Annotated in this window: 21 protein-coding genes; 7 read left to right on the forward strand and 14 right to left on the reverse strand. The window is 70.4% G+C overall.

The window, feature by feature from the left end:
* Nucleotides 1-45 precede the first annotated feature (45 nt).
* Nucleotides 46-2916: a GH92 family glycosyl hydrolase gene (locus ACGFJ7_RS19730; RefSeq protein WP_392642957.1), complete on the reverse strand. Its 2871-nt coding sequence runs from the start codon at nt 2914-2916 to the stop codon at nt 46-48.
* Between the two features lie 192 nt (nt 2917-3108).
* Between ACGFJ7_RS19730 and ACGFJ7_RS19735 the strand changes: the two genes are divergently transcribed.
* On the forward strand, nt 3109-3954 hold the full coding sequence (locus ACGFJ7_RS19735; RefSeq protein ID WP_392642959.1) for an EamA family transporter: 846 nt from the start codon (nt 3109-3111) through the stop codon (nt 3952-3954).
* Here ACGFJ7_RS19735 and ACGFJ7_RS19740 read toward each other — a convergent pair whose 3' ends face one another.
* Nucleotides 3955-4215 (reverse strand): hypothetical protein, encoded by a 261-nt coding sequence (locus tag ACGFJ7_RS19740; RefSeq protein WP_360251083.1) that lies wholly within the window; start codon nt 4213-4215, stop codon nt 3955-3957.
* Nucleotides 4216-4281: 66 nt separating this feature from the next.
* On the opposite strand from ACGFJ7_RS19740, the gene ACGFJ7_RS19745 reads away from it, so the two are divergent.
* Nucleotides 4282-4899, forward strand: a complete 618-nt coding sequence (locus ACGFJ7_RS19745; RefSeq protein ID WP_392642961.1) for a class I SAM-dependent methyltransferase — start codon at nt 4282-4284, stop codon at nt 4897-4899.
* A gap of 654 nt (nt 4900-5553) precedes the next feature.
* On the opposite strand, the gene ACGFJ7_RS19750 is transcribed toward ACGFJ7_RS19745, so the two are convergent.
* Nucleotides 5554-6423: a helix-turn-helix domain-containing protein gene (locus tag ACGFJ7_RS19750; RefSeq protein ID WP_392642963.1), complete on the reverse strand. Its 870-nt coding sequence runs from the start codon at nt 6421-6423 to the stop codon at nt 5554-5556.
* A 31-nt stretch (nt 6424-6454) separates the two neighbouring features.
* A complete protein-coding gene (locus tag ACGFJ7_RS19755) occupies nt 6455-6703 on the reverse strand; it encodes a hypothetical protein (RefSeq protein WP_360251092.1) in 249 nt (82 codons plus the stop codon).
* A 205-nt stretch (nt 6704-6908) separates the two neighbouring features.
* Between ACGFJ7_RS19755 and ACGFJ7_RS19760 the strand changes: the two genes are divergently transcribed.
* Nucleotides 6909-7277 (forward strand): hypothetical protein, encoded by a 369-nt coding sequence (locus tag ACGFJ7_RS19760; protein ID WP_392642965.1) that lies wholly within the window; start codon nt 6909-6911, stop codon nt 7275-7277.
* Between the two features lie 40 nt (nt 7278-7317).
* Here ACGFJ7_RS19760 and ACGFJ7_RS19765 read toward each other — a convergent pair whose 3' ends face one another.
* Nucleotides 7318-8886, reverse strand: a complete 1569-nt coding sequence (locus ACGFJ7_RS19765; RefSeq protein ID WP_392642967.1) for a M28 family peptidase — start codon at nt 8884-8886, stop codon at nt 7318-7320.
* A gap of 160 nt (nt 8887-9046) precedes the next feature.
* Between ACGFJ7_RS19765 and ACGFJ7_RS19770 the strand changes: the two genes are divergently transcribed.
* Nucleotides 9047-9676 carry a DUF1275 family protein gene (locus ACGFJ7_RS19770; RefSeq protein ID WP_392642969.1) on the forward strand — a complete coding sequence of 210 codons (630 nt, stop codon included), beginning with the start codon at nt 9047-9049 and terminating at the stop codon, nt 9674-9676.
* Here ACGFJ7_RS19770 and ACGFJ7_RS19775 read toward each other — a convergent pair.
* Nucleotides 9612-10832 (reverse strand): MFS transporter, encoded by a 1221-nt coding sequence (locus ACGFJ7_RS19775; RefSeq protein WP_392642971.1) that lies wholly within the window; start codon nt 10830-10832, stop codon nt 9612-9614. The genes ACGFJ7_RS19770 and ACGFJ7_RS19775 overlap by 65 nt on opposite strands.
* A gap of 100 nt (nt 10833-10932) precedes the next feature.
* Between ACGFJ7_RS19775 and ACGFJ7_RS19780 the strand changes: the two genes are divergently transcribed.
* Complete coding sequence (locus tag ACGFJ7_RS19780) at nt 10933-12420, forward strand: M1 family metallopeptidase (RefSeq protein WP_392642972.1); 1488 nt, start codon at nt 10933-10935, stop codon at nt 12418-12420.
* 25 nt (nt 12421-12445) lie between these two features.
* On the opposite strand, the gene ACGFJ7_RS19785 is transcribed toward ACGFJ7_RS19780, so the two are convergent.
* The 3 genes from ACGFJ7_RS19785 to ACGFJ7_RS19795 all read right to left on the reverse strand — a co-directional run bounded on the left by ACGFJ7_RS19785 (nt 12446) and on the right by ACGFJ7_RS19795 (nt 15426).
* Entirely contained in the window at nt 12446-13270 is an 825-nt protein-coding gene (locus ACGFJ7_RS19785; protein ID WP_360251107.1) for a GNAT family N-acetyltransferase, read from the reverse strand.
* Nucleotides 13267-14730, reverse strand: a complete 1464-nt coding sequence (locus ACGFJ7_RS19790; RefSeq protein ID WP_360251110.1) for a gluconokinase — start codon at nt 14728-14730, stop codon at nt 13267-13269. Before ACGFJ7_RS19790 ends, ACGFJ7_RS19785 begins: the two co-directional genes overlap by 4 nt.
* 114 nt (nt 14731-14844) lie before the next feature.
* Entirely contained in the window at nt 14845-15426 is a 582-nt protein-coding gene (locus tag ACGFJ7_RS19795) for a TetR/AcrR family transcriptional regulator (protein ID WP_360251650.1), read from the reverse strand.
* A gap of 67 nt (nt 15427-15493) precedes the next feature.
* Here ACGFJ7_RS19795 and ACGFJ7_RS19800 point away from each other — a divergent pair, with 67 nt between their 5' ends.
* A complete protein-coding gene (locus ACGFJ7_RS19800; RefSeq protein WP_360251113.1) occupies nt 15494-15841 on the forward strand; it encodes a cytoplasmic protein in 348 nt (115 codons plus the stop codon).
* 29 nt (nt 15842-15870) lie between these two features.
* Nucleotides 15871-16527, forward strand: a complete 657-nt coding sequence (locus ACGFJ7_RS19805) for an SIMPL domain-containing protein (protein ID WP_392642975.1) — start codon at nt 15871-15873, stop codon at nt 16525-16527.
* Nucleotides 16528-16688: 161 nt separating this feature from the next.
* On the opposite strand, the gene ACGFJ7_RS19810 is transcribed toward ACGFJ7_RS19805, so the two are convergent.
* From ACGFJ7_RS19810 to ACGFJ7_RS19830, 5 genes are all read right to left on the reverse strand, one after another.
* Entirely contained in the window at nt 16689-17048 is a 360-nt protein-coding gene (locus ACGFJ7_RS19810; RefSeq protein WP_392642977.1) for a hypothetical protein, read from the reverse strand.
* A gap of 146 nt (nt 17049-17194) precedes the next feature.
* Nucleotides 17195-18760 (reverse strand): ABC transporter ATP-binding protein, encoded by a 1566-nt coding sequence (locus ACGFJ7_RS19815; protein ID WP_392642979.1) that lies wholly within the window; start codon nt 18758-18760, stop codon nt 17195-17197.
* Nucleotides 18757-20412: an ABC transporter substrate-binding protein gene (locus ACGFJ7_RS19820; RefSeq protein WP_392642980.1), complete on the reverse strand. Its 1656-nt coding sequence runs from the start codon at nt 20410-20412 to the stop codon at nt 18757-18759. The genes ACGFJ7_RS19815 and ACGFJ7_RS19820 overlap by 4 nt, the downstream gene beginning before the upstream one ends.
* 17 nt (nt 20413-20429) lie before the next feature.
* Entirely contained in the window at nt 20430-21413 is a 984-nt protein-coding gene (locus ACGFJ7_RS19825; protein ID WP_392643179.1) for an ABC transporter permease, read from the reverse strand.
* Nucleotides 21413-22294 (reverse strand): ABC transporter permease, encoded by an 882-nt coding sequence (locus ACGFJ7_RS19830; protein WP_360251127.1) that lies wholly within the window; start codon nt 22292-22294, stop codon nt 21413-21415. Before ACGFJ7_RS19830 ends, ACGFJ7_RS19825 begins: the two co-directional genes overlap by 1 nt.
* Between the last annotated feature and the right edge of the window lie 113 nt (nt 22295-22407).

A 22407-nucleotide genomic window follows, 5' to 3' on the forward strand; every position in this document is an offset into this window, starting at 1 on the left:
AGCCTAGCGCCGGCCGCGGGGAGGCGGCCGGCGCCGGCGGGTGGGTCAGGACACCGCGACGTCGAAGATGTGCATGATCCCCTTGTCGGTGGAGCTGGGAAGGATCACCGCGTCGACCGTCTTCGTGCGGTCGAGGGCGGCGGGCGCGGTAGCGAAGACGCGGAAGGTGCCGTCGCCGGTCGTGCCGTTGGCATTGTTACGGCCGGTCAGGGTGATCAGGGCGGTCGGGTCGGCCGAGGCCCAGTCGGCGAACGTGACCGGGACCGGCTGGGTGCTCTTGTCGGTGTAAACCACGATGGCCATGCCCGTGGACGGGCCGTTGGTGGCCAGGCCCAGGAACGAGACCGAGCCCGCCTTCGCGTTCTTCACCTCGACGCGCTGGCCGTGCGGGATCCAGTTGTCGGGCGTGCCCGGCGCGGCGGTGGGCCAGGTGAAGGCGATGCCGGTCTGCCCCAGCGGCAGGGAGGCGCCAGGGGTGGCGCCGGCCGCGGCCAGGCTCTCGCGGGAGAAGGACCAGTCGCTCAGGTCCATCGAGCCCAGGTTGCCCTGGCCGTTCGGGGTGGTGCCGATGTTGTTGCGGGCGTCGGCGCCGTCGGTGTAGGACGGCGGCACGTCCGCGGCCCCGGTGCCCCACGTGCCTGGCGTCGCCGCCATCGTGAAGTCGAGGCGGCCGGCCGTGCGGGCGTCGAGCCAGTTCGCGGTCCTGTTACGGCCATTGACCTTCAGCGACGACACATACTTCTTGCCATTCTGTACGCCCGGAGCGGTGATCCGGATGTCGCGACGACCATCCACCGGGTCGATCCTCATGCTCGGGAACATCGGAGCGCTGATCAGCAGATCGCCGGTGCCGTAGACGGCCGGGTAGACGCCCAGGTTGGCGAAGACGTACCAGGCGCTCAGCGAACCCTGGTCGTCGTTGCCGGGCAGCCCCGACGGCGTCGTGTCGTACATCTCGGCGACGGCCCGGTAGAGCACGTCGGTGGCCTCGGCCGGAGCCTGGAGCCAGTTGTAGACCCACGGGGTGCCGAAGGCCGGCTGATTCGACAGGTAGTTGCCGGTCTGGGTGTACGCGCCGGCGTCGAGCTGAGCCATCAGAGTGTCGAGCTGGGCGGTGGCCGCGGCCACGCCGCCCCGCCGGGCGATCAGCGTCGACATGTTCTGTGGGACGAGCCAGCCGTACTGGTAACCGGTCGACTGGTTGAACTGGCCGCGGCCGGCGCCGTCCTCGCGTACCCGCAGATCGAAGTTGCGGTCGAAGCCGGTGCGCTCACGCGGACGGATGTGCTGGGTGACCGGATCGAAGACGTTCATCCAGTTCTGGGCGCGGGCCATGAAGAACTTGTAGTTCGCAAGATCGCCCTCTTCATGAGCCAGCCGCGCGATCGCGAAGTCGTCGATCGAGTACTCGAGGACGCGCGAGGTGGCGAAGTCGCCCTTGCGGTTCTCGATCAGGCCGGTCGCGAAGTACTGGTACGCGTCCGAGCGGCTGCTGGCCACCGCGGGCAGCTTCTGGGTGGCGACCATCGAGGCCAGGGCGGCCTTCCGGTCGTATCCGGTGATGCCCATGTCGTCCAGCGTGGCCAGGATGACCTGGTAGTTGTCGCCCTGCATGCGGGCCGCGCCCGGCGCCCAGGAGCCTTTCTGCTTCACCATGTCGACGATCGACTGGGCCATGTCGGAGGCGACCTTCGGGAAGGTGAGCGCGATGAGCTGGGCCTGGCCGCGGTACATGTCCCAGCCCGAGCCGGCGAAGTTCAGGTTCTGGTAGAAGTGCCGGCCCTTGGCCACCACATGCACCTGGTTGTCGTAACCGAGGTACTGGCCGTTGACGTCGTCGCGCACGTTCGGGTGCAGCAGCGAGTGGTAGAGCGCGGTGTAGAAGGACGTCCGTTGCGCGTCGGTCCCGCCGCCGACGTCGATCGTGCCGAGCGCCCGCTTCCATTGGGATGCGGCCTGACGGCGTACCGAATCGAATCGCTCTCTGCCTGCCTCCTTGTCCCGGTTCGCGGCCGCGTTGGCGACGCTGACATAGCTGAAGCCGGTCTTGGCGGTGACCTTGGCGCCGTCGGCGAAGGTGATCCACGCGCCCGTGTCGTGGCGGTAGTCGGCGCCGGTGTCGGTGGTGCTCTTGATCGCGTGGGCCGATCCGGCGGTCATCTCGCCGTCGTTCCAGGTGCCGTACGAGGCGAAGGGTTTGTCGTACGTGGTGGAGAAGTAGGCCTTGTAGAGGTTGCCCACGTCGCACACATCGGTGCCGTACATCCAGCCGCTGACCGTCCGGGTGGCCGGGTCGATGGTGACCTCGCTGCCGAACGAGCGGTTGTTCTGCCCGGACACGTCGAGGATCAGCGTCGCGTGGCCGGAGAAGGAGAAACGGCTTACGGCCGTACGGGCACTGGCCGTCAATTCCGTCGTGACGCCGTTGTCCAGAGCGACTTTGTAATAGCCCGGCTGGGAAACCTCATTGGCGTGGCTGAAGCCCAGGTAGTACGGCTTGACGTCGGCCGACGGGTTGGCCGGGAGTACGCCGCCGGTGAGCTCACCGGCGTACGGAATGGTCGGGAATTCGTAGCCGCCGTAGCGGCCCGTGCACCCCGTACCCGAATAGCGGGTCATGCCGAAGCCGCGGATGAGGCTAGCGGTGTATTCGTATCCGCCCTTCTCGCCCACCAGCGCGTTGCCGGCCTTGTAGGTGGTCGGGCTGGGCTGCACCATGCCGAACGGCACGGCCGCGCCGGGGAACGTGTTGCCGTACGCGTCGTTGCTCTTGTTCTGCGTCGTGTCCATCTCGGTGCCGATGAACTGGTTCACCGCGTCGAACGGCGCCAGCTCCCGGTGGGCGGCCGCGGGCGTGGCCAGCGCCGCCGTCGAGAGGATCGGCGCCAGCGCCAAGGCCAGATACCGGATGCGCATTCGTGTTCTTTCTCGAGGGGAATCGATCAACAACGAAGCATGCTGTCGCCGTCCTTTCCCCAGGGGACCGACACATGACCAGAAGCCGGACTAAAGGTCAACAACAGGTCCTTCCCGCGTACGGATTAGCCCGCTCGGGCCCCCGCCTGCGGGCGACTGACCCGAGGCCCGGCGGTCGGCAGGATCGGCCGCATGAATGCGACGCCCATGGCCTGGGTGATGACGACAGCGGTCGTGGCCGCCCTCGGCTGGGGCGTGTCGGACTTCCTGGCCGGCGTGCTGACCAGGCGGATACCGATCCTGACGATCCTCATCGGATCGCAGATCGCCGCCATGCTGCTCGTCCTGCCGGCCGCGATCGTCCGCGGACTGCCCGCCACCTGGGACGGCCGGCTCTGGCTGGCCGCGGCGGCCGGCCTGGTCGGCCTGCCGGCGATGGGCCTGCTCTACCGCGCGATGCGGGACGGCTCACCGGCCGTGGTGGCGCCGGTGGCCGCGGTCGCCGCCCTGGTGCCGGTCGGCTGGGGCCTGCTGCACGGGCAACAGGTCGGTGCGTTCGTCGGCGTGGGCGTCGTCGTGGGCCTGGCCGGCGCCACGATGGCGAGCTGGCCGGTGCCGGGCCTGGCGGGTGGCCGGACCCGATGGCCCTCGGTGCTGTGCGCCCTCGGCGCCGCGCTCGGCTTCGGCGCCTTCTTCGTCCTGCTGCACGAGGCGGGCGAGGCGGACGAGTTCTGGGCGGTGGCCGTCGCCCGGATCAGCGCGGGCGTCGCCGCCGTCGCCCTGGCGGTCATCCTCGGCCATGGCCGCACCGCCCTGTTCCGGCCCAGGATCTTCCTGGTCGGCGCGGCCGACGTCGGCGCCGACGCGGCGTTCATCGTGGCGGCGGCGTCCGCCCTGGCGCCAACGGCGGTGGTGGCATCCCTGTATCCCGCGGTCACGCTGCTGCTCAATCGGGTGGTTCTGCGCGAACGGCTGCACACCGTTCACCTGTGCGGGGTGGTGGCCGCCGTCTTCGCGGTCGCCTGCCTGGCCCGCTGATCAGCTCTGACCACGGATCTTGTCGGCGGCGGCGAGCAGCACGTCGACGGGAATCTCGACCAGGTGCTCGCCGTCCGGCAGCGCGACGCCGGCGGCGTCCCCGGTGAGCGCGTACCCCTGCACCACGACGTTGTGGAGGTCTTTCCGGTAGACGGTCGGGCAGGTGCCGCCGGTGCACTGACCGGCGAGAACTTCGAGGGGCGGGCGACTGGTGACCGCGGGCGCCCCGGTGCTGGTGACGCGATCCTCATGGGTCGTCATGACTCCAAGGTACGGACGGACACCAACCGGTAACAACTCCGCAACCGGCCCCTCTACAGTGACGCGGTGACAAGCCAGACGGGCGTGCGCAGCGCTTACTCACAAATGTCGGATCAATACATAGCCTTGTTCGACGGCGACTGGCAGGCCGAGGTGGACGACACGGGCCTCATCGGAGAACACCTGGCCGGCCTGGACGGCCCGGTGCTCGACCTGGGATGCGGCCCCGGCCATCGCAGCGCCTTCCTGCACGCCCTCGGCGCCGACGTGACCGGCGTCGACCTGGTCCCCGAGTTCATCGACTACGCCCGGGCGAACTTCCCCGGCCCGAGGTTCCAGCTCGGATCGATGACGGGCCTACCGCTGCCCGACCAATCGGCGGCCGGCATCCTCTCCTGGTACTCGACCATTCACCTGCCGCCGTCAGACCTGACCGGCGCCCTCACCGAGTTCCACCGCCTGCTGACCCCGTCCGGCCGCCTGGTGATCGGCTTCTTCGACAGCGACGACGGGGTGGCCCCCTTCGACCACAAGGTGTGCACGGCCTACCGCTGGCCCGCCGACGTCTTCTCCACCCGCCTGGCCGAGGCCGGTTTCACCGAACTCCAACGCGTCCGGCACGAGGTCCCCGACCGCCCCGACCGCAAATACGCAGCCATCGCCGCAACGCCGGCGGTGTTGTAACGCCCGCTGACATGGTCTTGTAACCGGGCGGTGTGGAGCAGCTCGGGCAGCAGCAAGCGAACCACTGGCTGCCGCCCGAGCGGCGTGCAGGGCATTGCCATTGGCGGCCCGACCGCAGAGGCCTACATGGGCAGTCGGCGGCAAGGTGGGACGTCAGATGCACTTTCGCCCGCCGCGGTTGCGGCTCAAGATCGCATCATCCGCCGGTACAAGTTGCCCGCTTACGCCACCATGAACGGCGCGACTCCTGCTTCAGGCGAGGAAGGACGGTGTCATGATCGGGGAGGATCTCAAACCGAAGGTGCCCGGACAGGGGATTCTTCTCGCCTTTGATCGTGATGGCCGGCATGATTATCGCTTCGCTTGCCCTCACCGCCGTATCCGTCATTGTGGTCTATGTTCAATGGATTTTTCTCAAGTGGCTGGTCGGCCAGGGGCCTGCAGGCTGGCTACGCGGTGGCACAAACCGCTTCATACATAGGGAAGGCCGCGAACGGCGAGTATGCGGCAGCCGATCTGACCTCATTGGTGTACGCGGTCACATTCGGAGCACCGGCATGCCTCGCAGCCGTTGCGCTCGCCCAGTTCCGCCTTTTGAAGCAAGCAGGCCTGAGTCTGTCCGGGAACGGCTGATCTACACGGATCGCTGGGAGGTCATGCCCCGGAGCCGGGGAGCATTCGGACGTAGCGGGACTGGTACTTGTCCAGGAGGGTGCTGATCTCGGAGGTTGCCACCGAGTCCAGGGTGTCGAAGACCTGCTGGTAGTGGCGGACCGTGCGGCGGTCTCGGGACAGCAGGCTGGTGTTGAAGAGGTCCACGAAGACGACCTTGTCGCCCATCAGTTCGAAGCCGTGTGCCGGCGGGAGGGGCAGGTTGGCGTCCTGCGGGATGATGCGGACGTCGACGTTGGACAGGGTGGAGACCTCGCGCAGCCGGCCTATCTGGGCGAGCATGTCGGCGGGGCCGCACACCTGGTTGCCCAGGGCGGTCTCGGTCATCAGGAACGAGAACTTGCGGCCCGGCTCGTACAGCACCTGGCCTCGCTGGATGCGGGCCGCCACGGCCTCGGACACGGCCAGTGGGGAGGCGGCGGTGTCGTCGTCGTCCTGTTCGCCCCGGTAACCCGTGAGCAACGCGCGCGCATATTCGCTGGTCTGCAACAGGCCGACCACCACGGCGGGCTGGAAGGTGCGGATCTCGCGGGTGGAGACTTCGAGCTGGCGCAGGAACTGTTGGCGTTCGGGCAGGCCGGGCTCGGTGGAGTGCCAGTCGACGAAACGGTCGCTGGGGCGGTCGGCCGCGGCGACCAGGCGGTCGACCTCGCCGGGGGGCAGCGCCAGGGCCTCGGCGATGCGGCGGACGTCCTGCGGGTCGGGGCTGGAGACGCCGTTCTCGAGGCGGCTGATCTTCGCCTGGCTCATGCCGACCAGCTCGCCGAGGGTCTGGCCGGAGATCTTCTTCTGCTTGCGCCAGCGAGCCAGGAGCGCGCCGACGGGCTGGTCGGGCGAGTCGCCGTCGCTCACGTGACTCGCCTCCCCTCGATGCGCGTCGTGGTCAGCTGACCGCCTTGAGCGCTTCGGCGAGCAGCGCGGCGGGAATCTCCACCAGCTGCTCACCGGCCGGCACGTCGAGCCCGGCGGTCTCGGCGGGAACCGTGTATCCCTGAACGACGTAGGTGTCGCGGTCGGTCAGGTAGACGGTGGGGCAACTGCCCCCCGTGCAGAGCTGCTTGATGAGCTTCAGCTGCGGTGCCGCGTCGTTGCGGTCAGCGCTCTGAACGACCGTTAAAGGTTGATTTGTCACTTCGGGATTGTACGACAGTAGTCAACTTCTATACAGGCGGGTGCATAGACCTCATGCGTCACACTGTAGACGACGTGAGGGAACCTATTCATGTTTCCGGGTCACGCTTGCCACGCGTTGCATAGCCATGGATATTCATGGGTAAGAGTCACAAACAGATAACTGAAGGGTCGCCTCTCCTCCTCGTACGGACAGGAGAACGTTGATGACCATGACCGTGCTGGCCGGGATCGTCGCTCTGCTGGTGTTCCTGTTCCTCATCAGCGAGATCGTGTCGGCCGTAGTTCCCCTGATCATCGTGTTGACCTGCGTTTCCGGGCGGGACCGGGAGACTCTGGCCGAGGTGCTGGCGGCCCTCGACTCGTCGCGCCGGCTGCGGTTGTGGCCGGCCCTGCGGTTCGCCGTGGTGCTGCGGCGCCAGGAACGCCGTCTGGCCCGCGCCGCCCGTGACCCCCGGCGCAACCCGTACGCGCACCTCAACGAGCACTTCGCGAACATGCCGGGCGACGCGCCCCTGAACCCGCCGTACGACCACGTCGAACCGGTCAGCCCGCCCGCCCACGCGGGCGAGTGACCTGCCGGTCAGGCCAGAACACCTGACCGGCAGGGCGTACTCAGCTCAGCGGGGTACCGCCGGCCGGCGCGGCCGACCGGGCCGCCGACGTGGTGGCCGGGCGGGGCGGGATCGCCGAGGTGTCCTGGGCGAACGTGGCCACGGCGGTGGCCACACCGTCGGCGTTGACGTCCAGGGCGTAGGCGTTGATGTTGCCGATCAGGTGGTACTTCTTGCGGAGCTGCTTGTACAGGGCGGCGTCGGCGCCGTCCTTCTCCGGGGTGAAGCTGTCGCAGGCCTGGTGGTAGCACGGGTCGTAGGCGGCGCCGGCCACCCCGCCCCACAGGGCCACGTCGGCCTCGGTCTTCTCGACCTCGGCCCCGGTGAACAGGCCGCCGGCGGGGATGCCGGTGGCGATGAACGGACCGTAGTCGGAGCGGCCGGTGAAGTCGGCGGCCGCGGTCGCCTCGCCGCGCTTGGCGAAGAACTTCTGGAAGACGGCCTCGATCTCGGCCGAGCCGGCCGGGCCGGGGCCGGCGCCGGCCGCGGCCGAGTCGTCGCCGTCGTACACCCCGAAGGTGTAGTTCGGCGAGCCGATCATGTCGAAGTTCAGGTAGAGCGCGATCTTCGCCTGCTCGGCGGCCGGCAGGTTGTTCACGTAGTACGTCGAGCCGACCAGGTTGGCCTCCTCGGCGCCCCACCAGGCGAAGCGGAGCTTGTTCTTGGTCTTGTACTTCGCCGCCTGCAACGCCGTCTCGAGGATGCCGGCGCTGCCGGTCCCGTTGTCGTTGATGCCGGGGCCCTCGGGCACCGAGTCGAGGTGGGCGCCGGACATGACGACCTCGTTCGGGTCACCCCAGCGGGACTCGGCGATGACGTTCGTGGTGCCGCGGACCTCGGCCTCGGCCTCGACCGTGATGGTGACGTTCAGGCCGGTGGTGCCGGCCAGGGCGACGCCGAGCGGGAACGAGATCGAGATGGCGGGGATGCCGACCGGGTCACCGAGCGTGCCGGCGAACAGGTCCTGGCGGTCCGGTGCGGTCGAGTCGCCCTGGTTCATGATGATGACACCGGTCGCGCCGGCCGCCTCCGCGTTCGCCGCCTTCTGGCCGAACGGGCAGCCGCCGCGCTGCACGAGCGCGATGTGGCCGGCCACACCCACGAAGTCGGCCGCCTCACACCCGGACGTGCTGGTGTTCGGGGTGGTCGGCTGCAGGTCGACGTTCACCACCGAGCCGGTCGCCGTGCCGCCGCCGGAGCAGTCCAGGACGTCGTAGTCCTCCTGGTCCACATAGGTGGTGGCGGTGGGCGCGTTCTGCGTGAAGGTGGACGCGTCGTCGGTGCAGTAGTTGAACTCGAACGGCTGGCGGGTGACCTTGTAGCCGGCGAGCTTCATCAGCGTGGCCACGTAGTCGGCGCTGCGGTCGAACCCGGGCGTGCCCGAGGCACGGGTGTCGTTGTTGCGGTCGGCGATCGCCTGGAACGCCACGAGGTGCCGCAGCACGCCGGCCAGGGTGACCGCGCGGGGCAGGTCCTTTATGCTGCCGCCCCCGGCCTGGGCCGGGGCGGAGAGAGCGAAACTTCCCAGCAGTACGGCGACGGCGGCCGCGCCGATGAGGCGTCTTCGCACGGTGAACTCCCTTCGATGACGACAAATATCCAGCAACATAGATCGACTACGCGCCGTACGGAAGCGGTCACTCGGTCAGCGGTGTCAGCCGTCCGGGTGGCCCTGACTCGTGGCTCACGTTTCCGCCTGTGGGCGCCGCGGCGGGGTATTGACTCGGCCCATGAGAGAACGGGCCGGGATCGCGCTGCTGGCGGCCACCGCGGGATCGGTCGATCTGCTGGCGCTGACCGTGCTGGGCGGGGCGTTCGCCAGCATCATCACCGGGAACCTGGTGACGCTGGGGTACGGCCTCGGCGCGGCCGACGCGGCCCGGATCATCCCGGTGGCGATCGCCGTCACGGCGTACGGCATCGGGGTGTTGATCTGGCGTTTTCTGCCCCGCACGGTGATCGTTCCGCTGCTGGCCGAGCTGGCGCTGCTCGCCGTGGTCGCGGGCGGGCTGCTGACCGATCCCGGGGCCGGTGTGAGGCGGGCCCTGCTGGCGGTGGCGGCGGTCGCGATGGGCGGGCAGAGCGTGGTCGGGCTGCGGTTGCGGGCCTCCACCACGTACATGACCGGAGCCCTGGCCACCGCGCTCACCGGCGACCCGCGGAAAGCCGGGCCGGTGCTGCTGCAGCTGGCGTCCCTGGTGGCGGGCGCGGCGGGCGCGGCGGCGCTGATGACGGTGGCGCACTGGGCCGCGTACGCGCTCCCGGTCGTCCTGATGGGCCTCGCGGTCGCGCTGCTCACGGCTCGTAGCGCCACAGCTCGGGTAGCGCCGGCACCAGAGCCGCAACCGTCAGTACGGTGAGTGCCCCGCCCGCGACGACCGCCGGGCGTGCGCCGAGGACAGCGCCACCGAAACCGTGCAGCATGGTGGCCAGCTGGGGACCGCCCATCAGGACGACGGTGAGCGAGCCCTGGATCCGGCCGCGGAGAGCGTCATCGGTGTACGCCTGCGAGATCGCGTTGCGGAAGGTGCTGAGCACGAAGTTGACCGCGCCGCCCAGCACCAGCACGGGCACCGCGACGGCCAGGTTCGGGGCCAGCCCGAGCAGCACCACGCAGCCGCCCCAGGCCATCGCGGCCGAGGCCATCAGCGCTCCGTGCCGCCGGGCCCGGCCGAACGTCCCCGACAGCAGCCCCGCGACGAGCACCCCGGCCGGATACGCGGCGAACAGGAGGCCGAGTTCCCGGCCGCCGCCGGCCGGGCCGCCGTACGTGCGCTCGGCCAGCTCCGGAAGCAGCGCGAACGGCAGGCCGAAGACCATCGCGGCCAGATCAACGGCCAGGATGGCCACCAGCGTCCGATGCCCGGCGAGATAGCGGAAGCCGTCGCCGAGCCGCCGCAGCGTGCCCGTCACGCCCGCTTCCGGCGGCGGCATCACCGGGAGCCGGGCGACCGCCCACAGCACGAGGCCGAGCGCGAGCGCGTCGAGCAGGTAGAGCGTCCCGAGCCCGACGACCGGGATCAGGAGGCCGGCCAGCAACGGACCCGCGACGGCTCCGCCGTACCTGGTCAGGGAACTGAGGCTGTTGGCCGCCACGAGCTGCCCGGGTGGCACCACCCGAGGCACCGCGGCCCCCGTCGTGGTCAGGGTGACGCCGAGGCTGAGCCCCTGCACCGCGACCAGAGCCAGCGTCAGCGGGATCGAGTCGAGGCCGAGCACCGCGTTCAGCCACAGGCCCAGATAGGCCAGCCCCAGACCACCGTTGCCCGCCAGCAGAAGCCGGCGGCGGTCGATCGCGTCGGCCAGCGCCCCCGACCACAGCGCCGACACGACAAGCGTCACCAGTGACACCGCCGCCGACACCCCGACCACGGCCGACGACCCGGTCGCCGTGAACAACTGCGTCGGCACCGCGATCAGACTGAACGAGCCGCCCACGGCCGTGACCGCCGAGGCCACCCAGAGCCGGCGGAAGGCGGGGATCCGCAGGGGCCGGCGATCGATGAAGAGGTCCATGGCGCCACCTTGGGGCCTGCCCCAGGGTCAAGGTCCAGATCGCGATTGACCGTCGTCGATAGATTGGGCGGGACCTGTCCATCGACGGAAGGAAAGTCCCGTGCGACGACTGCTCGTGGCACTGGCCGCCACCGCGTTGACCCTCGCCGGAACGGCGGTCGCGGCGCAGGCCGCGCCCGCGCCCGGTGGCCCCGGGGTGGGCGACAGCTACTTCCCGGACTACGGCAACAGCGGGTACGACGTGTCCCACTACGACATCCGCCTGCGGTACACGCCGGCCACCGACCGGCTCACCGGCACCACCACGATCCTGGCCACCGCGACCCAGGACCTCAGCCGCTTCAACCTCGACTTCGTGCTCGACGTGTCCTCGGTGCTGGTGAACAACCGCCCGGCCACGTTCGCCCGACAGGGCGACCACGAGCTCGTCGTCACGCCGGCCCGGCCGGTCAGCGACGACGGCGCCATGACGATCGTGGTGCAGTACTCGGGCGTGCCCTCCAGCAAGGTCGCCGCCAACTTCACGGCCTGGATCCGTACGCCGGACGGCGCCATGGCCATCGGCGAGCCGGAGATCGCCTGGTGGTGGTACCCGAGCAACGACCATCCGACCGACAAGGCCACCTTCGACGTGTCGGTGTCGGTGCCCACGGGCGTCGAGGCCGTCAGCAACGGCGTCATGCCGCGCCCGCCGGTGCGCGAGACGCTCGGCTACACCCGCTGGAGCTGGCGCTCCCTCAAACCACAGGCCACCTATCTGACCTTCATGACGATTGGTCAGTACGACGTCACGACCGACACGACCGCGAGCGGGCAGCCCGTCTACAACGCGTACTCGCAGCTCCTGAGCCAGGAACTGCGGGAGGCGGCGCAGTCCAGCGTCGAGCGCACAGCCGAGATCACCGACTGGGAGACCACCGTGTTCGGCCCGTACCCGTTCGAGGCGCGCGGCGGCGTCGTCGCCCCGCCCGGAACGCTCTGCTGCGCGCTGGAGAACCAGACCCGCCCCAACTACGCGTCGTCCTTCTTCACCCGCGGCGCCAACACCTCGGTGATCGTCCACGAGAACGCCCACCAGTGGTTCGGCGACTCGGTGTCGGTCGCCGACTGGCGGCACATCTGGCTCAACGAGGGCTTCGCCAGCTACGCCGAATGGCTGTGGTCGGAGCGTAACGGCGAGGGCACGGCACAGGAGATCTTCGACTACCTGTACGCCACCTACCCCGCCGGCGCCTCGATCTGGACCACCGCCCCGGCCGACCCGGGCGTGGCCGAACTGTTCGGCGACGCCGTCTACGACCGCGGCGCGATGACCCTGCACCAGCTACGGCTGGCCGTCGGCGACGACGACTTCTTCGCGATCCTCCGGACATGGGCCGCCGAGCACCGCTACGGCAACGCCACCACCGAGCAGTTCACCGCCCTGGCCGAGAAGATCTCCGGCCAGGACCTGGACGCCCTGTTCCAGGCCTGGCTCTACACCCCAGCCAAGCCGGTCGTAGCCACCACCCTGGCCCGCACGGCACCGGCCGCCCCGAAGTCGTGGGCCCGGATCAGCCACACCCACGACCTGCTCCACCGGCGCTGACCGGCTCGCCCGGCCGGTCCGGCGTTCACACCGCCGGACCGGCCGGGCGGCGGAAATCGGTGACGGCCGGGTGTTTTTCCAGACCGGCCGACGCGTACGCGGCGACGGCGCCGACGTTGGCGCTCGGGGTGCAGACCGTGGCGGTGGACGATCCCATCTCCCGCAACGCGACGGCCGCGGCCACCGTGATGGCCCGGCCGTACCCGTGGCCGCGATGGTCGCGGTGGACGCCCAACGGCTCGATCAGGCCGGGACGGCCCTCTCCGGCCGACCACACCGTCACCGTGGCTACCGGAGTGCCCTCGGTGTCGTAGGCGACCAGACACCGGGCTTGGCGGTACGGCGGGGCGGCCGCCATCGTGTGCCAGCGCTCCACCGTGAACGTCGAGTTCGGGAAGGACGCCCGCTGCACCGCGACCCGGTCCTCGACGTGGCCGGGCCCGACCACCTCGATCCGGAGCCCGCAGTCCTCGACCGGCTCGGTCAGGTCGCGCGACAGGGGGGTCCACGGCTCGTCGGCCGTCCAGCCGCGGCGCTCGAGAAGGGCGCGGAAGGCGGGTCCGAAGCGGGCCTCCACGGTCGCGGGTGGTGTGCCCTGGGCCGGATCCGACAGGTCGGCCAGGAGCCGGGCGGCGAACGCCGTGTCGTCGGCGACGGCCGGGGCGATGCCCATCCGGATCAGGTCGTCGCCGTGATCGGCGAGGCCGGCGGCCAGGACGCGGCCGCCGTCGGTCCACGTCCGGACGGCGGGCGGGCCGAAGCGCCAGGCCCACCCGAGGTCACCGGGATGGAGCTGGACCGGCCCGCCGGTGTGCTGCCACTCCGCCACCGCATCGACGATGTTCGTCACGGGGACACGGTAGCGTCGTACACGCGGGCGAATTGGGCGCGGCGGGCCGCGTAGTAGTCGGCGTGGGCGGGCTTCGGTTCGTACGTGGCGCCGACCGCTCGCGGGGCCCGGGGAACATCCGGGGCCAGCGTGTCCAGGGCCAGCAGGGCCGTGCCGCGCTGGGTGGCCCGGCGGCGGGTGACATGGGTGACCGGGCGGGCCAGCACGTCGGCCAGGACCTGGAGCCAGTCGGGCTGGTCGTTGCTCACCCGGCCGGCCGCCGCCACCTCGAGAACGCCGGGGGCGGCCGGGTGCAGTTCGCCGGCCACCCGGGCGTACGTCATGGCAATGCCCTCGATGACGCCGCGGAACAGAGCGTCCGGTCCGGTGGCGGCCGAGACACCGGTGAAGACCGCACGGGCACCGCCGGCCCAGCCGGGGGCGCGCTCGCCCGTCAGGTAGGGCAGGACCAGCGGGGTGGCGTCGGCCGGCGGCGCGGAAAGGTCGGTCTCCGGTGACAGGAGCAGCGTGGCCTGGGCCCAGCTGATGGCCCGGCCGACGTCGTTGACGGCGCCGCCGAGCAGGGTGCGGCGGGCGTCGACCCGGTAGTTCCACAGGCCGAAGGGCAGCGGGTCGGCCGGGCCGTCGAGCAGGACCCGCAGGGCGCCGCTGGTGGCGGTGGCGGCGGTGAGCACCGTGGCGTCGGTCGCCCCGGACCCGATGTTGCTGGCGAAGCCGTCGGTGATGACCGGGAACCAGGCGGCCCGGGCCAGGGCGGGCCAGCGCGACGACGCCGGCTCGGGGACGTCGGTGGGCGGGGTGAACTGCTCGGCGCGGACGCCCGCGGCGGCCAGCAGCTCCGGGTCGAGCTCGCCGGTGTGGCGGTCGAGCAGACCGGTCCAGGCCACGGTGGACGTGCCGGCCAGCGGGCGGCCGATGAGCCGGGCCCACACGTACTCGCCCAGCGACCACCAGGACGCGGCCGCGGCGACCACGTCCGGCTGCTGTTTCGCGAGCCAGCGCAGGCGCGGGGCGTGGTAGCTGGTGTGCAGGCGGGTGCCGGTGCGCTGCTGAACCGCGTGCTCGTCGAGCTCCTGCCGCAGGGCGGCGACGTCGGCCGCGCTGCGCGAGTCGGCGTACGTGAGGCAGGGGGTCAGCGGGCGCCCGGCCGCGTCGACGGCGATCAGGGAGGCGGCGAAGGTGTCCATGGCGACGCCGGCGATCCGCGTGCCCAGGCCGGGGTCACCGGTCACGGCGTCGAGGACCTGCTCGACCTCGGTGGTCACCTGGCCGGGGTCGATGACCGAGGTGCCGTCGGGCGCCACCGTGAAGGCGTGCGGCACCTTGTGCTGAAGGCCGTGCACGCGCCGGCCGGACGCGTCGTGCACGCCGCCGCGGGTGGCCGTCGAGCCGATGTCCAGAGCGAGCACGAGGGGATCCAGCGCCGCGTCGAGGGCGACGTCATCGTCGGTCCGGGTCATCGCAGTCCTCGCTGTCGTGGGGCGCCCGTCTTCGGCGCTCGGCCCATGATTAGCCTGCCTCGAATTCCGGCCGGCCGCATGACAGCGGGGCGATCCGTACCACCGGCGAAGTGCTCACTCGTGGACCCTGGTCGCCGCGGCGAGCAGGGCGCGGGCCGTGTCCAGCACGGTGCCGGCGGCCTGGGCGTGGGTGTATCCGGCGATGTCGGTCAGCCAGACCAGGGTTTCGATACCGGTGGCAGAGCGGATCGCGACCGCGAGCCGGTGGACGTCGACGTGCGGATGGGTGTCGCGCAGCGGCGCCAGCGCCTCGGCGATCCAGCCGATGGCTCGGCCCTGCCGGAGCGGCGGCTGGCCGGCCGCCGATTCCAGGGACAGGCGCAGCGAGGTGCGCAGCTGAGGTTCCCAGGTGAAGTTGTACGCCGTGAACGCCCGGACGACCGCGTCCAGACGCTCCCCGGTGTCGGTCGGCGGATCGGGCGGCAGCAGGGTGCCGGGCCACAGGTGGGCGGCCGAGAGCAGGCTGCGCTGGTTGGGGAAGTACCGGTAGGCGGTGGTGCGGGAGATGCCGGCGTGGGCGGCGGCGTCCTCCACTTTCGGGGTGAGCCCGGCTTCGAGCAGGGCGCGGGTGGCGGTGACGAGGCTCTGTCGGGTGCGCGACTTCTGGCCGGTTCGGCCGGTGGACTCGTAGGGCATCCGCACGGGTTCAGCGTACGGTGAGCCTACATGGGACTCCAGTCCCATATAACGGCGGGAGGCAGCGATGAGCCACGACGATCCGACCGTGACCGACCCGGGCCTGTACCAAGTGGTCTTCGAGAACGAGCGGGTGCGGGTGATGGAGTACCGCGACCAGCCCGGCGACCGCACCCACCCGCATCGGCATCCGGACAGCGTGATGGTGACGCTGAGCGACTTCCAGCGGCGGATCAGCGCCGGTGACCGTACGGCCGATGTCGAACTCACCGCCGGCCAGGCGCGATGGCTGGACGCGCAGGAGCACTTCGGCGAGAACACCGGAGCCACCGCGACGCACTGCCTCTTCGTGGAATTGAAAGACGCGGGCGCGTCAGCGTCCAAAGACGATCTTGACTCGTTCCCCTGGGTATGAATCGTTTCGCAGTCTCCACCCTTGTTGTGATGGCGTCCCTGCTGCTGGGCGGCCCCGCGGCCGCCGCCGAACGGGAGAGCGTGACCGTCACCGGCGCCGGCGCCGCGTACGGCGAGCCCGACCTGCTCACCGCCGAGTTCGGGGTGCAGAGCAGCGCGCCCACGGTGGGCGCGGCCCTCGACAGCGCCGGAGCGGCGGCCACCCGGATGCGGGACGCGCTCGTCCGCGCGGGTCTCGCCCAGGCGGACCTCCAGACCTCGAACACCACCGTCAGCTCCCGGACGAACGACAAGCAGGAGGTCACCGGTTACACCGTCAATCAGGGCCTGACCGCGAAGGTGCGGGACCTGCCGAAGGCGGGGGCGCTCATGTCCAGCGCCATCGCCGCCGGCGGCGACGCGGCCCGGCTGAACGGCGTGTCCTTCTCCATCGAGGACGACACCGCCCTGCTCGCCGAGGCGCGCCGCCAGGCGTTCGCCGACGCCCGCGGGAAGGCCGAGCTCTACGCCACGGCCGCGGGCCGCCAGCTCGGCCGGGTCGTGCGGGTGAGCGAGTCGGCCCCGAGCTGGGGCGGCGGCCCGATGGCGCAGGACAGCATGGCCGCGTCGGGCGCCCGGTTCGTCATCGAGCCGGGACGGCAGCGGCTGTCCGCGACCGTCACCGTCCAGTGGGCGTTCCAGCGGTGACGGCATGACGTCGGCGACGCCCGAGGGCTGGGCCGGCATGACCACGTGACGAGCCGAGCTCGACCACGGTCGAGCCGGCGCGCTCGTAGCCGAAGCGCTGAGCGGCCGGGCTGGCAACCAGAATCATGGCCGTCAGGGGGATCTGTCGAAGAAAGCGTCGTTCATGCTCCGACGAGGGGCCGGATCTCGACCCACCCGTCACTGACTGGAATCATGCGCCCGATCCACACTGCATGGTCGAAGTCGGACGCCTCCACGATCAAGTAGCCGGCGAACGTCGCCTCGCCGGCCATCAATGATCCGCCGGTCACCTCATTGTCGCGGATCGATACGCCCGCGGAGGGGGGCAGTGCCGCATGCCCCGCAACGATTCGGCCGCCCGTCTCGCCGATCTTCTGCGGCAGCCACATGTGTGCTTCGAGAACGGTGGGCGAGGCCGCCCCTGCGTTGGCCGGCACATCCCGCTCGTACACGAGAATGATGAACTGCGGCAACGGGGACTGGCGCTCCGGCATGACCACGATCGCGAGCCTACCAACGGCCGAGCCGCCGACCGTCACGCTGACCAGGTGGCCGCGATCCGTGCGACTCCCCGATTCGGCCGGTGCCGCAGGCCCCGGACACCTGTGTCCGCACTTCACCGGGCATGACCGCACTGTTGCGATTCTCAGGAGAGGACCGGAACGGCAGCGATCAGACTTTGCGTGTACGGGTGCTGGGGCGCGCCCAGCACGTCGGCGGTGGCGCCGTGCTCGACGACCTCGCCGCGCCGCATGACGGCGACCCGGTGGGCCAGCTGCTCCACCACGGCCAGGTCGTGGCTGATGAACAGGCAGGCGAAGCCGAAGTCGGCCTGCAGCGAGCGCAGCAGCTCGAGAACGCGGGCCTGCACCGACACGTCGAGGGCGCTGGTCGGCTCGTCGGCGATGAGCAGGGCCGGGTTCAGCGCGAGGGCCCGGGCCAGGGCCACCCGCTGCCGTTGCCCGCCCGACATCTCGTACGGATAGCGGTCGCGCAGGCCCACCGAGAGCTGGACCGCCTCGAGAAGCTCGTCGACCCGGCGCCGGCGCGCGGCGGCGTCGAGGTCGCGGTGCAGGACCAGGGGCTCGGCGATGCTGTCGGCGATGGTGACGCGCGGGTTGAGCGACGACGCCGGATCCTGGAAGACGATGCCGATGCCGGCCCGGATCCGGCGCAGCTCCGCCCCGTGCCGCCACGGATGCCGGGCCGCCCGGCCGATGTCCCGGCCGCTGACCAGCGCGACGCCCGAGGTGACCGGGACCAGGCCGGCCACGGCCCGCCCGATGGTCGACTTGCCGGAGCCGGACTCGCCGACCAGGCCGAGGATCTCCCCGGCGCCGACGCTGAGCGAGACACCGTCGACCGCGCGGAACCGCCCGGAGTATTCGACGACGAGGTCGGTCAGGCTGAGCGCTTCGGTCCCGCTTGCGGTGAGTACGGGCGGTGACGAGGCGCCGAGCTTGGGTACGGCGTCGAGCAGCGCCCGGGTGTACGCGTCGGCGGGCGCCGCGAACAGTTGCCCCACCGGCGCCTGCTCCACGACCCGTCCCCTGTTGAGGACCACGACGTCGTCGGCCAGGCCGGCCACCACGCCCATGTCGTGGGTGATGAGCAGGATCGCCATGCCGAGCCGTTCGCGCAGGTCGCGCAGCAGGTCGAGGATGCCGGCCTGCGCTGTCACGTCGAGCGCGGTGGTCGGCTCGTCGGCGATGAGCAGCACCGGGTCGCAGCTGACGGCCATGGCGATCATCGCCCGCTGGAGCTGCCCGCCGGAGAGCTGATGCGGGTACGAGCGCGCGATCCGGGCCGGATCGTCGAGCCCGACCGTCTCCAGCAGCTCGTGGACCTTCTGCTTGGTGGCGACGCGCTTGTGGGTGCGCAGGGCCTCGGCGATCTGATCGCGGATGGTGAAGACCGGGTTGAACGCCGTCATCGGCTCCTGGAAGACCGTGCCGATCTTCCCGCCGCGCAGCTCGCGCAGGCGCGGCGCCGAGGCGCCGACCAGCTGCTCACCCTCGAGCGTGATGCTGCCCTTCACCGTGGCGGTGCCGGGCAGCAGGCCGAGGATCGACATCGCGCTGACGCTCTTGCCGGAGCCGGACTCGCCGACGAGCGCGAGGACCTGCCCGCGGCGCAGCTCGAAAGCCACGCCGCGGGTCGCCTCGACGGCCCCGAACGAGATGTCGAGGTCGTGGATCTCGAGGAGTGTCACTTGTTCAGGGAGACCTTCAGGTAGTTCGGGTAGGCCGGGAAGGCGGCCACGAAGAAGTTCCGCACGTTCGAGCCGTGCAGGAACGAGTTCTTCGTGTAGATCAGCGGCACGACCGGCGCGTCCTGCAGGATCCGCTTGTCGGCCCGCGCCCACAGCGCCTGCGCCTTGGCCTGGTCGGTCTCGGCCAGCGCGGACTCGATCAGCTTGTCGGCCTCGGGCTGCGAGTAGCGGGACAGGTTGTAGCCGCCCCCGCCGATCTCGCTGGACTGGAACAGCGGCTGGATGTTGCCGTTGGCGCTCGGGAAGTCCGGCTGCCAGCTGCTGATCGTCAGGTCGAAGTCGCCCTTGTCGCCGGTGATCGTGTCGGTCACCGTGGTCTCGTCGGCCGGCTTGATGGTCACCTTGATGCCGGCGCGCTGCAGGCCCTGCTGGACGGCCTGCGCCTTGGCCAGGTTGTCCGAGTCGTTCGGCGAGAGCAGGGTGAGGGCCAGGTTGGTCTGGCCGGCCTCGGTGAGCAACTGCTTGGCCTTGGTCACATCACCGGACGCCTCGGCCGGGTACAGGTCGTACGCCTGACGGCCGGCGATGCCCGGGGTGATCAGCGTGGTGGCGATGTCGCCGCCGGTCGCGCCGCCCGACGCGACCTGGAAGGCCTTCTTGTCCACGGCGTACTCGATGGCCTGCCGGACCTTGACGTCCTTGAGCGGGCCCCGGGTGGTGTTGAGGGCCAGGTAGGCCAGCGCGCCGGCGTCGGAGGTGACCAGACGCTGTTTGGCCGACGGGTTCGACTGGATCTGGGCCAGCTGGGCCGGCGGCACGAAGCCCGCGCCGAACGCGTTCTTGTCGTCGCCGGCGTCGGCGATCAGGCGCTGCGCGGCCACCGTGGTGTCCTGGCCGAGCTGGAAGACGACCTCGTCCGGGCCGGCGGTGCGCACGGTGTCGGTCTTGGCGTCCCACTTCGGGTTGCGGGTGAGGGTGACCGAGCTGCCCTGCTTGTACTCCGAGACCTGATACGGGCCGGAGGCGACGGGCTTCTGGGTGTACGTCTTGGGGTCGTCCTGGGCCTTCGGCACCGGCGTGAAGGCCGGCATGGAGGCGATCCAGGGCCAGTCGCCGTACGCGGCGTCGAGCTTGAAGACGATCGTCTTGTCGTCCGGGGTCTCGATCGAGGCCAGCTCACCGCCGGTGTACGGGCCCTTGTACTTGTCGCCGCCGATCAGCAGGCCCTTGTGGTAGCCGAGGCCACCGGACAGCTCGGGCGCGAAGGAGCGCTCCACGCCGTACTTGATGTCCTTGGTCGTGATCGGCGAGCCGTCGGCGTAGGCCAGGCCGTCCTTGAGCGTGTACGTCCAGGTCTTGCCGCCGTCGGTGGTCTTGCCGGTGTCGGTGGCGAGATCGGGCACTACCTGGGCGGGCCGGCCGGGCTGCACGTCCCAGGTGGTGAGCCGGCGCAGCACCAGGCCCAGCGTGGTGATGGCCAGGTTCTGGCTCTTCGCCGGGTCGAAGTTGATGTCGGTGGCGGCGCTGAGGATGCTCAGCTTGCCACCCTGCTGGGTGCCCTCGGTGGCCTCTTTCCTGTCCGACGAGTTGGCACCGCAGGCCGCCACTGTGAGGAGCGCGGTCAGCGCCACAGCGGCCGTTTTTCGTATCACCGGGGTTGTCCTTTCCATTACCGCGAGACCCGCGGATCGAGAGCTCCGTAGACGAGGTCGACGACGAAGTTGGCGAAGATGACGAGGAACGCGGCGAACAGCGTCATGCCGACGATCACCGGCAGGTCGACGGTGCCGACCGCGTCGATGAGCAGGGCGCCCAGCCCCTGCATGCTGAACACCTTCTCGGTGATGACGGCGCCGCCGAGCAACGTTCCGAGGTCGAGCCCGAAGACCGTCACCACGGGGATGAGCACGTTGCGCAGCCCGTGCCGCCCGATGACCCGGCGTTCTCGCAGACCCTTGGCCCGGGCGGTACGGATGTAGTCCTCGCCCAGCACCTCGATCATCTGCCCGCGGGTGAGGCGGGCGTAGACCGCGGCCGAGAGCAGGGCGAGCACGCACCAGGGCAGCACCAGATGCCAGAGCCAGTCGACCGGGCTCTCGGTGAGCGGCACATATCCGCCGACCGGGACCATGTCGAGGGTGAAGCCGAACAGCAGGATGCCGAGCAGGCCGACCAGGTAGCTGGGCGCGGAGACGCCGATGGTGGAGAAGACCATCGCCGAGCGGTCGACCAGGGTGCCCCGCTTGACCGCGGCGGCCACGCCGGCCGAGACGCCGAGCAGCAGCCAGAGCACGGCGGCGCCGATCGCGATGGAGAAGGTGACCGGCGCCCGGTCCCCGATGAGCTGGGTGACCGGCTCGTTGAGCCGGAACGAGTAGCCGAAACAGGGCGCGGCGCAGTCGACGGCGGCCTGGCCCGAGCCGAAGTGCCGCCCGGTGAAGATGCCGCCCAGGAAGTTCAGATATTGCTGGAACCACGGTTTGTCGTAGCCCATGAAGGCGCTCGCCTCGGCCAGCCGGTCCGGGGTGCAAGGACGGCCGCAGGACAGGCGGGCCGGGTCGGCGGGAAGCAGGTAGAAGACCGCGTACGTCAAGAGACTGATGACTGCGAGCGTGCCCACCATGCCCACCAGGCGTGTCGTCACGAACTTCATCACTTGGCCGTCCGGGGGTCGAGGGCGTCGCGCAGGCCGTCGCCGAAGAGGTTGAAGGCGAGCGTGACCAGGAACAGGGCCACGCCCGGGAAGACCAGGAACATCGGGTCGGTCTGCACCCAGGACAGGGCCTCGCCGATGGTGCGGCCCCAGGCCGGCGTGGGCGGCGGCACCCCGACCCCGAGGAACGAGAGGGCGGCCTCGGCACCGATCATCCCGGGGATGGTCATCGTGGTGTAGACGATGATGGTCGACACCAGATTGGGCAGGTACTGCCGGCGCAGCAGGTGGCCGGGACCGGCGCCGAGGGCGGTGGCGGCGACGACGAAGGTGCGCTGCTTGAGCGCCATCGTCTGGCCGCGGATGACCCGGGCCACGCCGGGCCAGCCGAACAGGCCGATGACCAGAATGATGAGCAACTGCTTGGGGAAGCCGGCGGGGGCGATGGCCCCGATCGCGATGACGAAGACCAGCCACGGGAAGCCGAAGAGCACGTCGATGATCCGGCTCAGCACCCGGTCGTACCAGCCGCCGAAGTACCCGGCGGTGATGCCGGCCAGCACGCCGATCAGCATCGACAGCGCGGTCGCGGCGAAGCCGACCAGGAACGAGGTCCGCGCCCCGTGCACCACGATGGCGAACAGGTCACGCCCGGTCATCGGCTCGACGCCGAACCAGTGCTCGGCGCTGATGCCTCCGCCGGCGCCCAGCGGGGCCCCGTTGTCGGCGAGCGCCTTCAGGTCGTACGTGTAGGGGTCCTGTCCCTCCAGGGCGGACAGCAGCGGCGCGAACACGGCGATGAGCAGGAACACCACGATGGTGACGCCACCTGCCACCGCCCAGCGGTCGGCCAGCAGCCGGCGCGGATCATCGACGAGCACGGTTCCTTCTTCGCGGGACTCGCAATGTGGACGGCGCTGATCGTAGGGAGGCTTTCCCGCGCATGGACCCGCTTAGAGACCTATAACACATATATAACCGGTAGGATATTGGG

The sequence above is a fragment of the Actinoplanes sp. NPDC048988 genome (assembly GCF_043197815.1).
In the GTDB taxonomy this organism is placed as follows: Bacteria; Actinomycetota; Actinomycetes; order Mycobacteriales; family Micromonosporaceae; genus Actinoplanes.

What these genes read in the sequence shown, in the direction of transcription:
- ACGFJ7_RS19770 (WP_392642969.1), top strand. Translation starts at nt 9,047, where the DNA reads ATGAGAGAACGGGCCGGGATCGCGCTGCTGGCGGCCACCGCGGGATCG.
- ACGFJ7_RS19760 (WP_392642965.1), top strand. Translation starts at nt 6,909, where the DNA reads ATGACCATGACCGTGCTGGCCGGGATCGTCGCTCTGCTGGTGTTCCTG.
- ACGFJ7_RS19825 (WP_392643179.1), bottom strand. Translation starts at nt 21,413, where the DNA reads ATGAAGTTCGTGACGACACGCCTGGTGGGCATGGTGGGCACGCTCGCA.
- ACGFJ7_RS19790 (WP_360251110.1), bottom strand. Translation starts at nt 14,730, where the DNA reads ATGACCCGGACCGACGATGACGTCGCCCTCGACGCGGCGCTGGATCCC.
- ACGFJ7_RS19740 (WP_360251083.1), bottom strand. Translation starts at nt 4,215, where the DNA reads ATGACGACCCATGAGGATCGCGTCACCAGCACCGGGGCGCCCGCGGTC.
- ACGFJ7_RS19775 (WP_392642971.1), bottom strand. Translation starts at nt 10,832, where the DNA reads ATGGACCTCTTCATCGATCGCCGGCCCCTGCGGATCCCCGCCTTCCGC.
- ACGFJ7_RS19800 (WP_360251113.1), top strand. Translation starts at nt 15,494, where the DNA reads ATGAGCCACGACGATCCGACCGTGACCGACCCGGGCCTGTACCAAGTG.
- ACGFJ7_RS19730 (WP_392642957.1), bottom strand. Translation starts at nt 2,916, where the DNA reads ATGCGCATCCGGTATCTGGCCTTGGCGCTGGCGCCGATCCTCTCGACG.
- ACGFJ7_RS19735 (WP_392642959.1), top strand. Translation starts at nt 3,109, where the DNA reads ATGAATGCGACGCCCATGGCCTGGGTGATGACGACAGCGGTCGTGGCC.
- ACGFJ7_RS19795 (WP_360251650.1), bottom strand. Translation starts at nt 15,426, where the DNA reads ATGCCCTACGAGTCCACCGGCCGAACCGGCCAGAAGTCGCGCACCCGA.
- ACGFJ7_RS19805 (WP_392642975.1), top strand. Translation starts at nt 15,871, where the DNA reads ATGGCGTCCCTGCTGCTGGGCGGCCCCGCGGCCGCCGCCGAACGGGAG.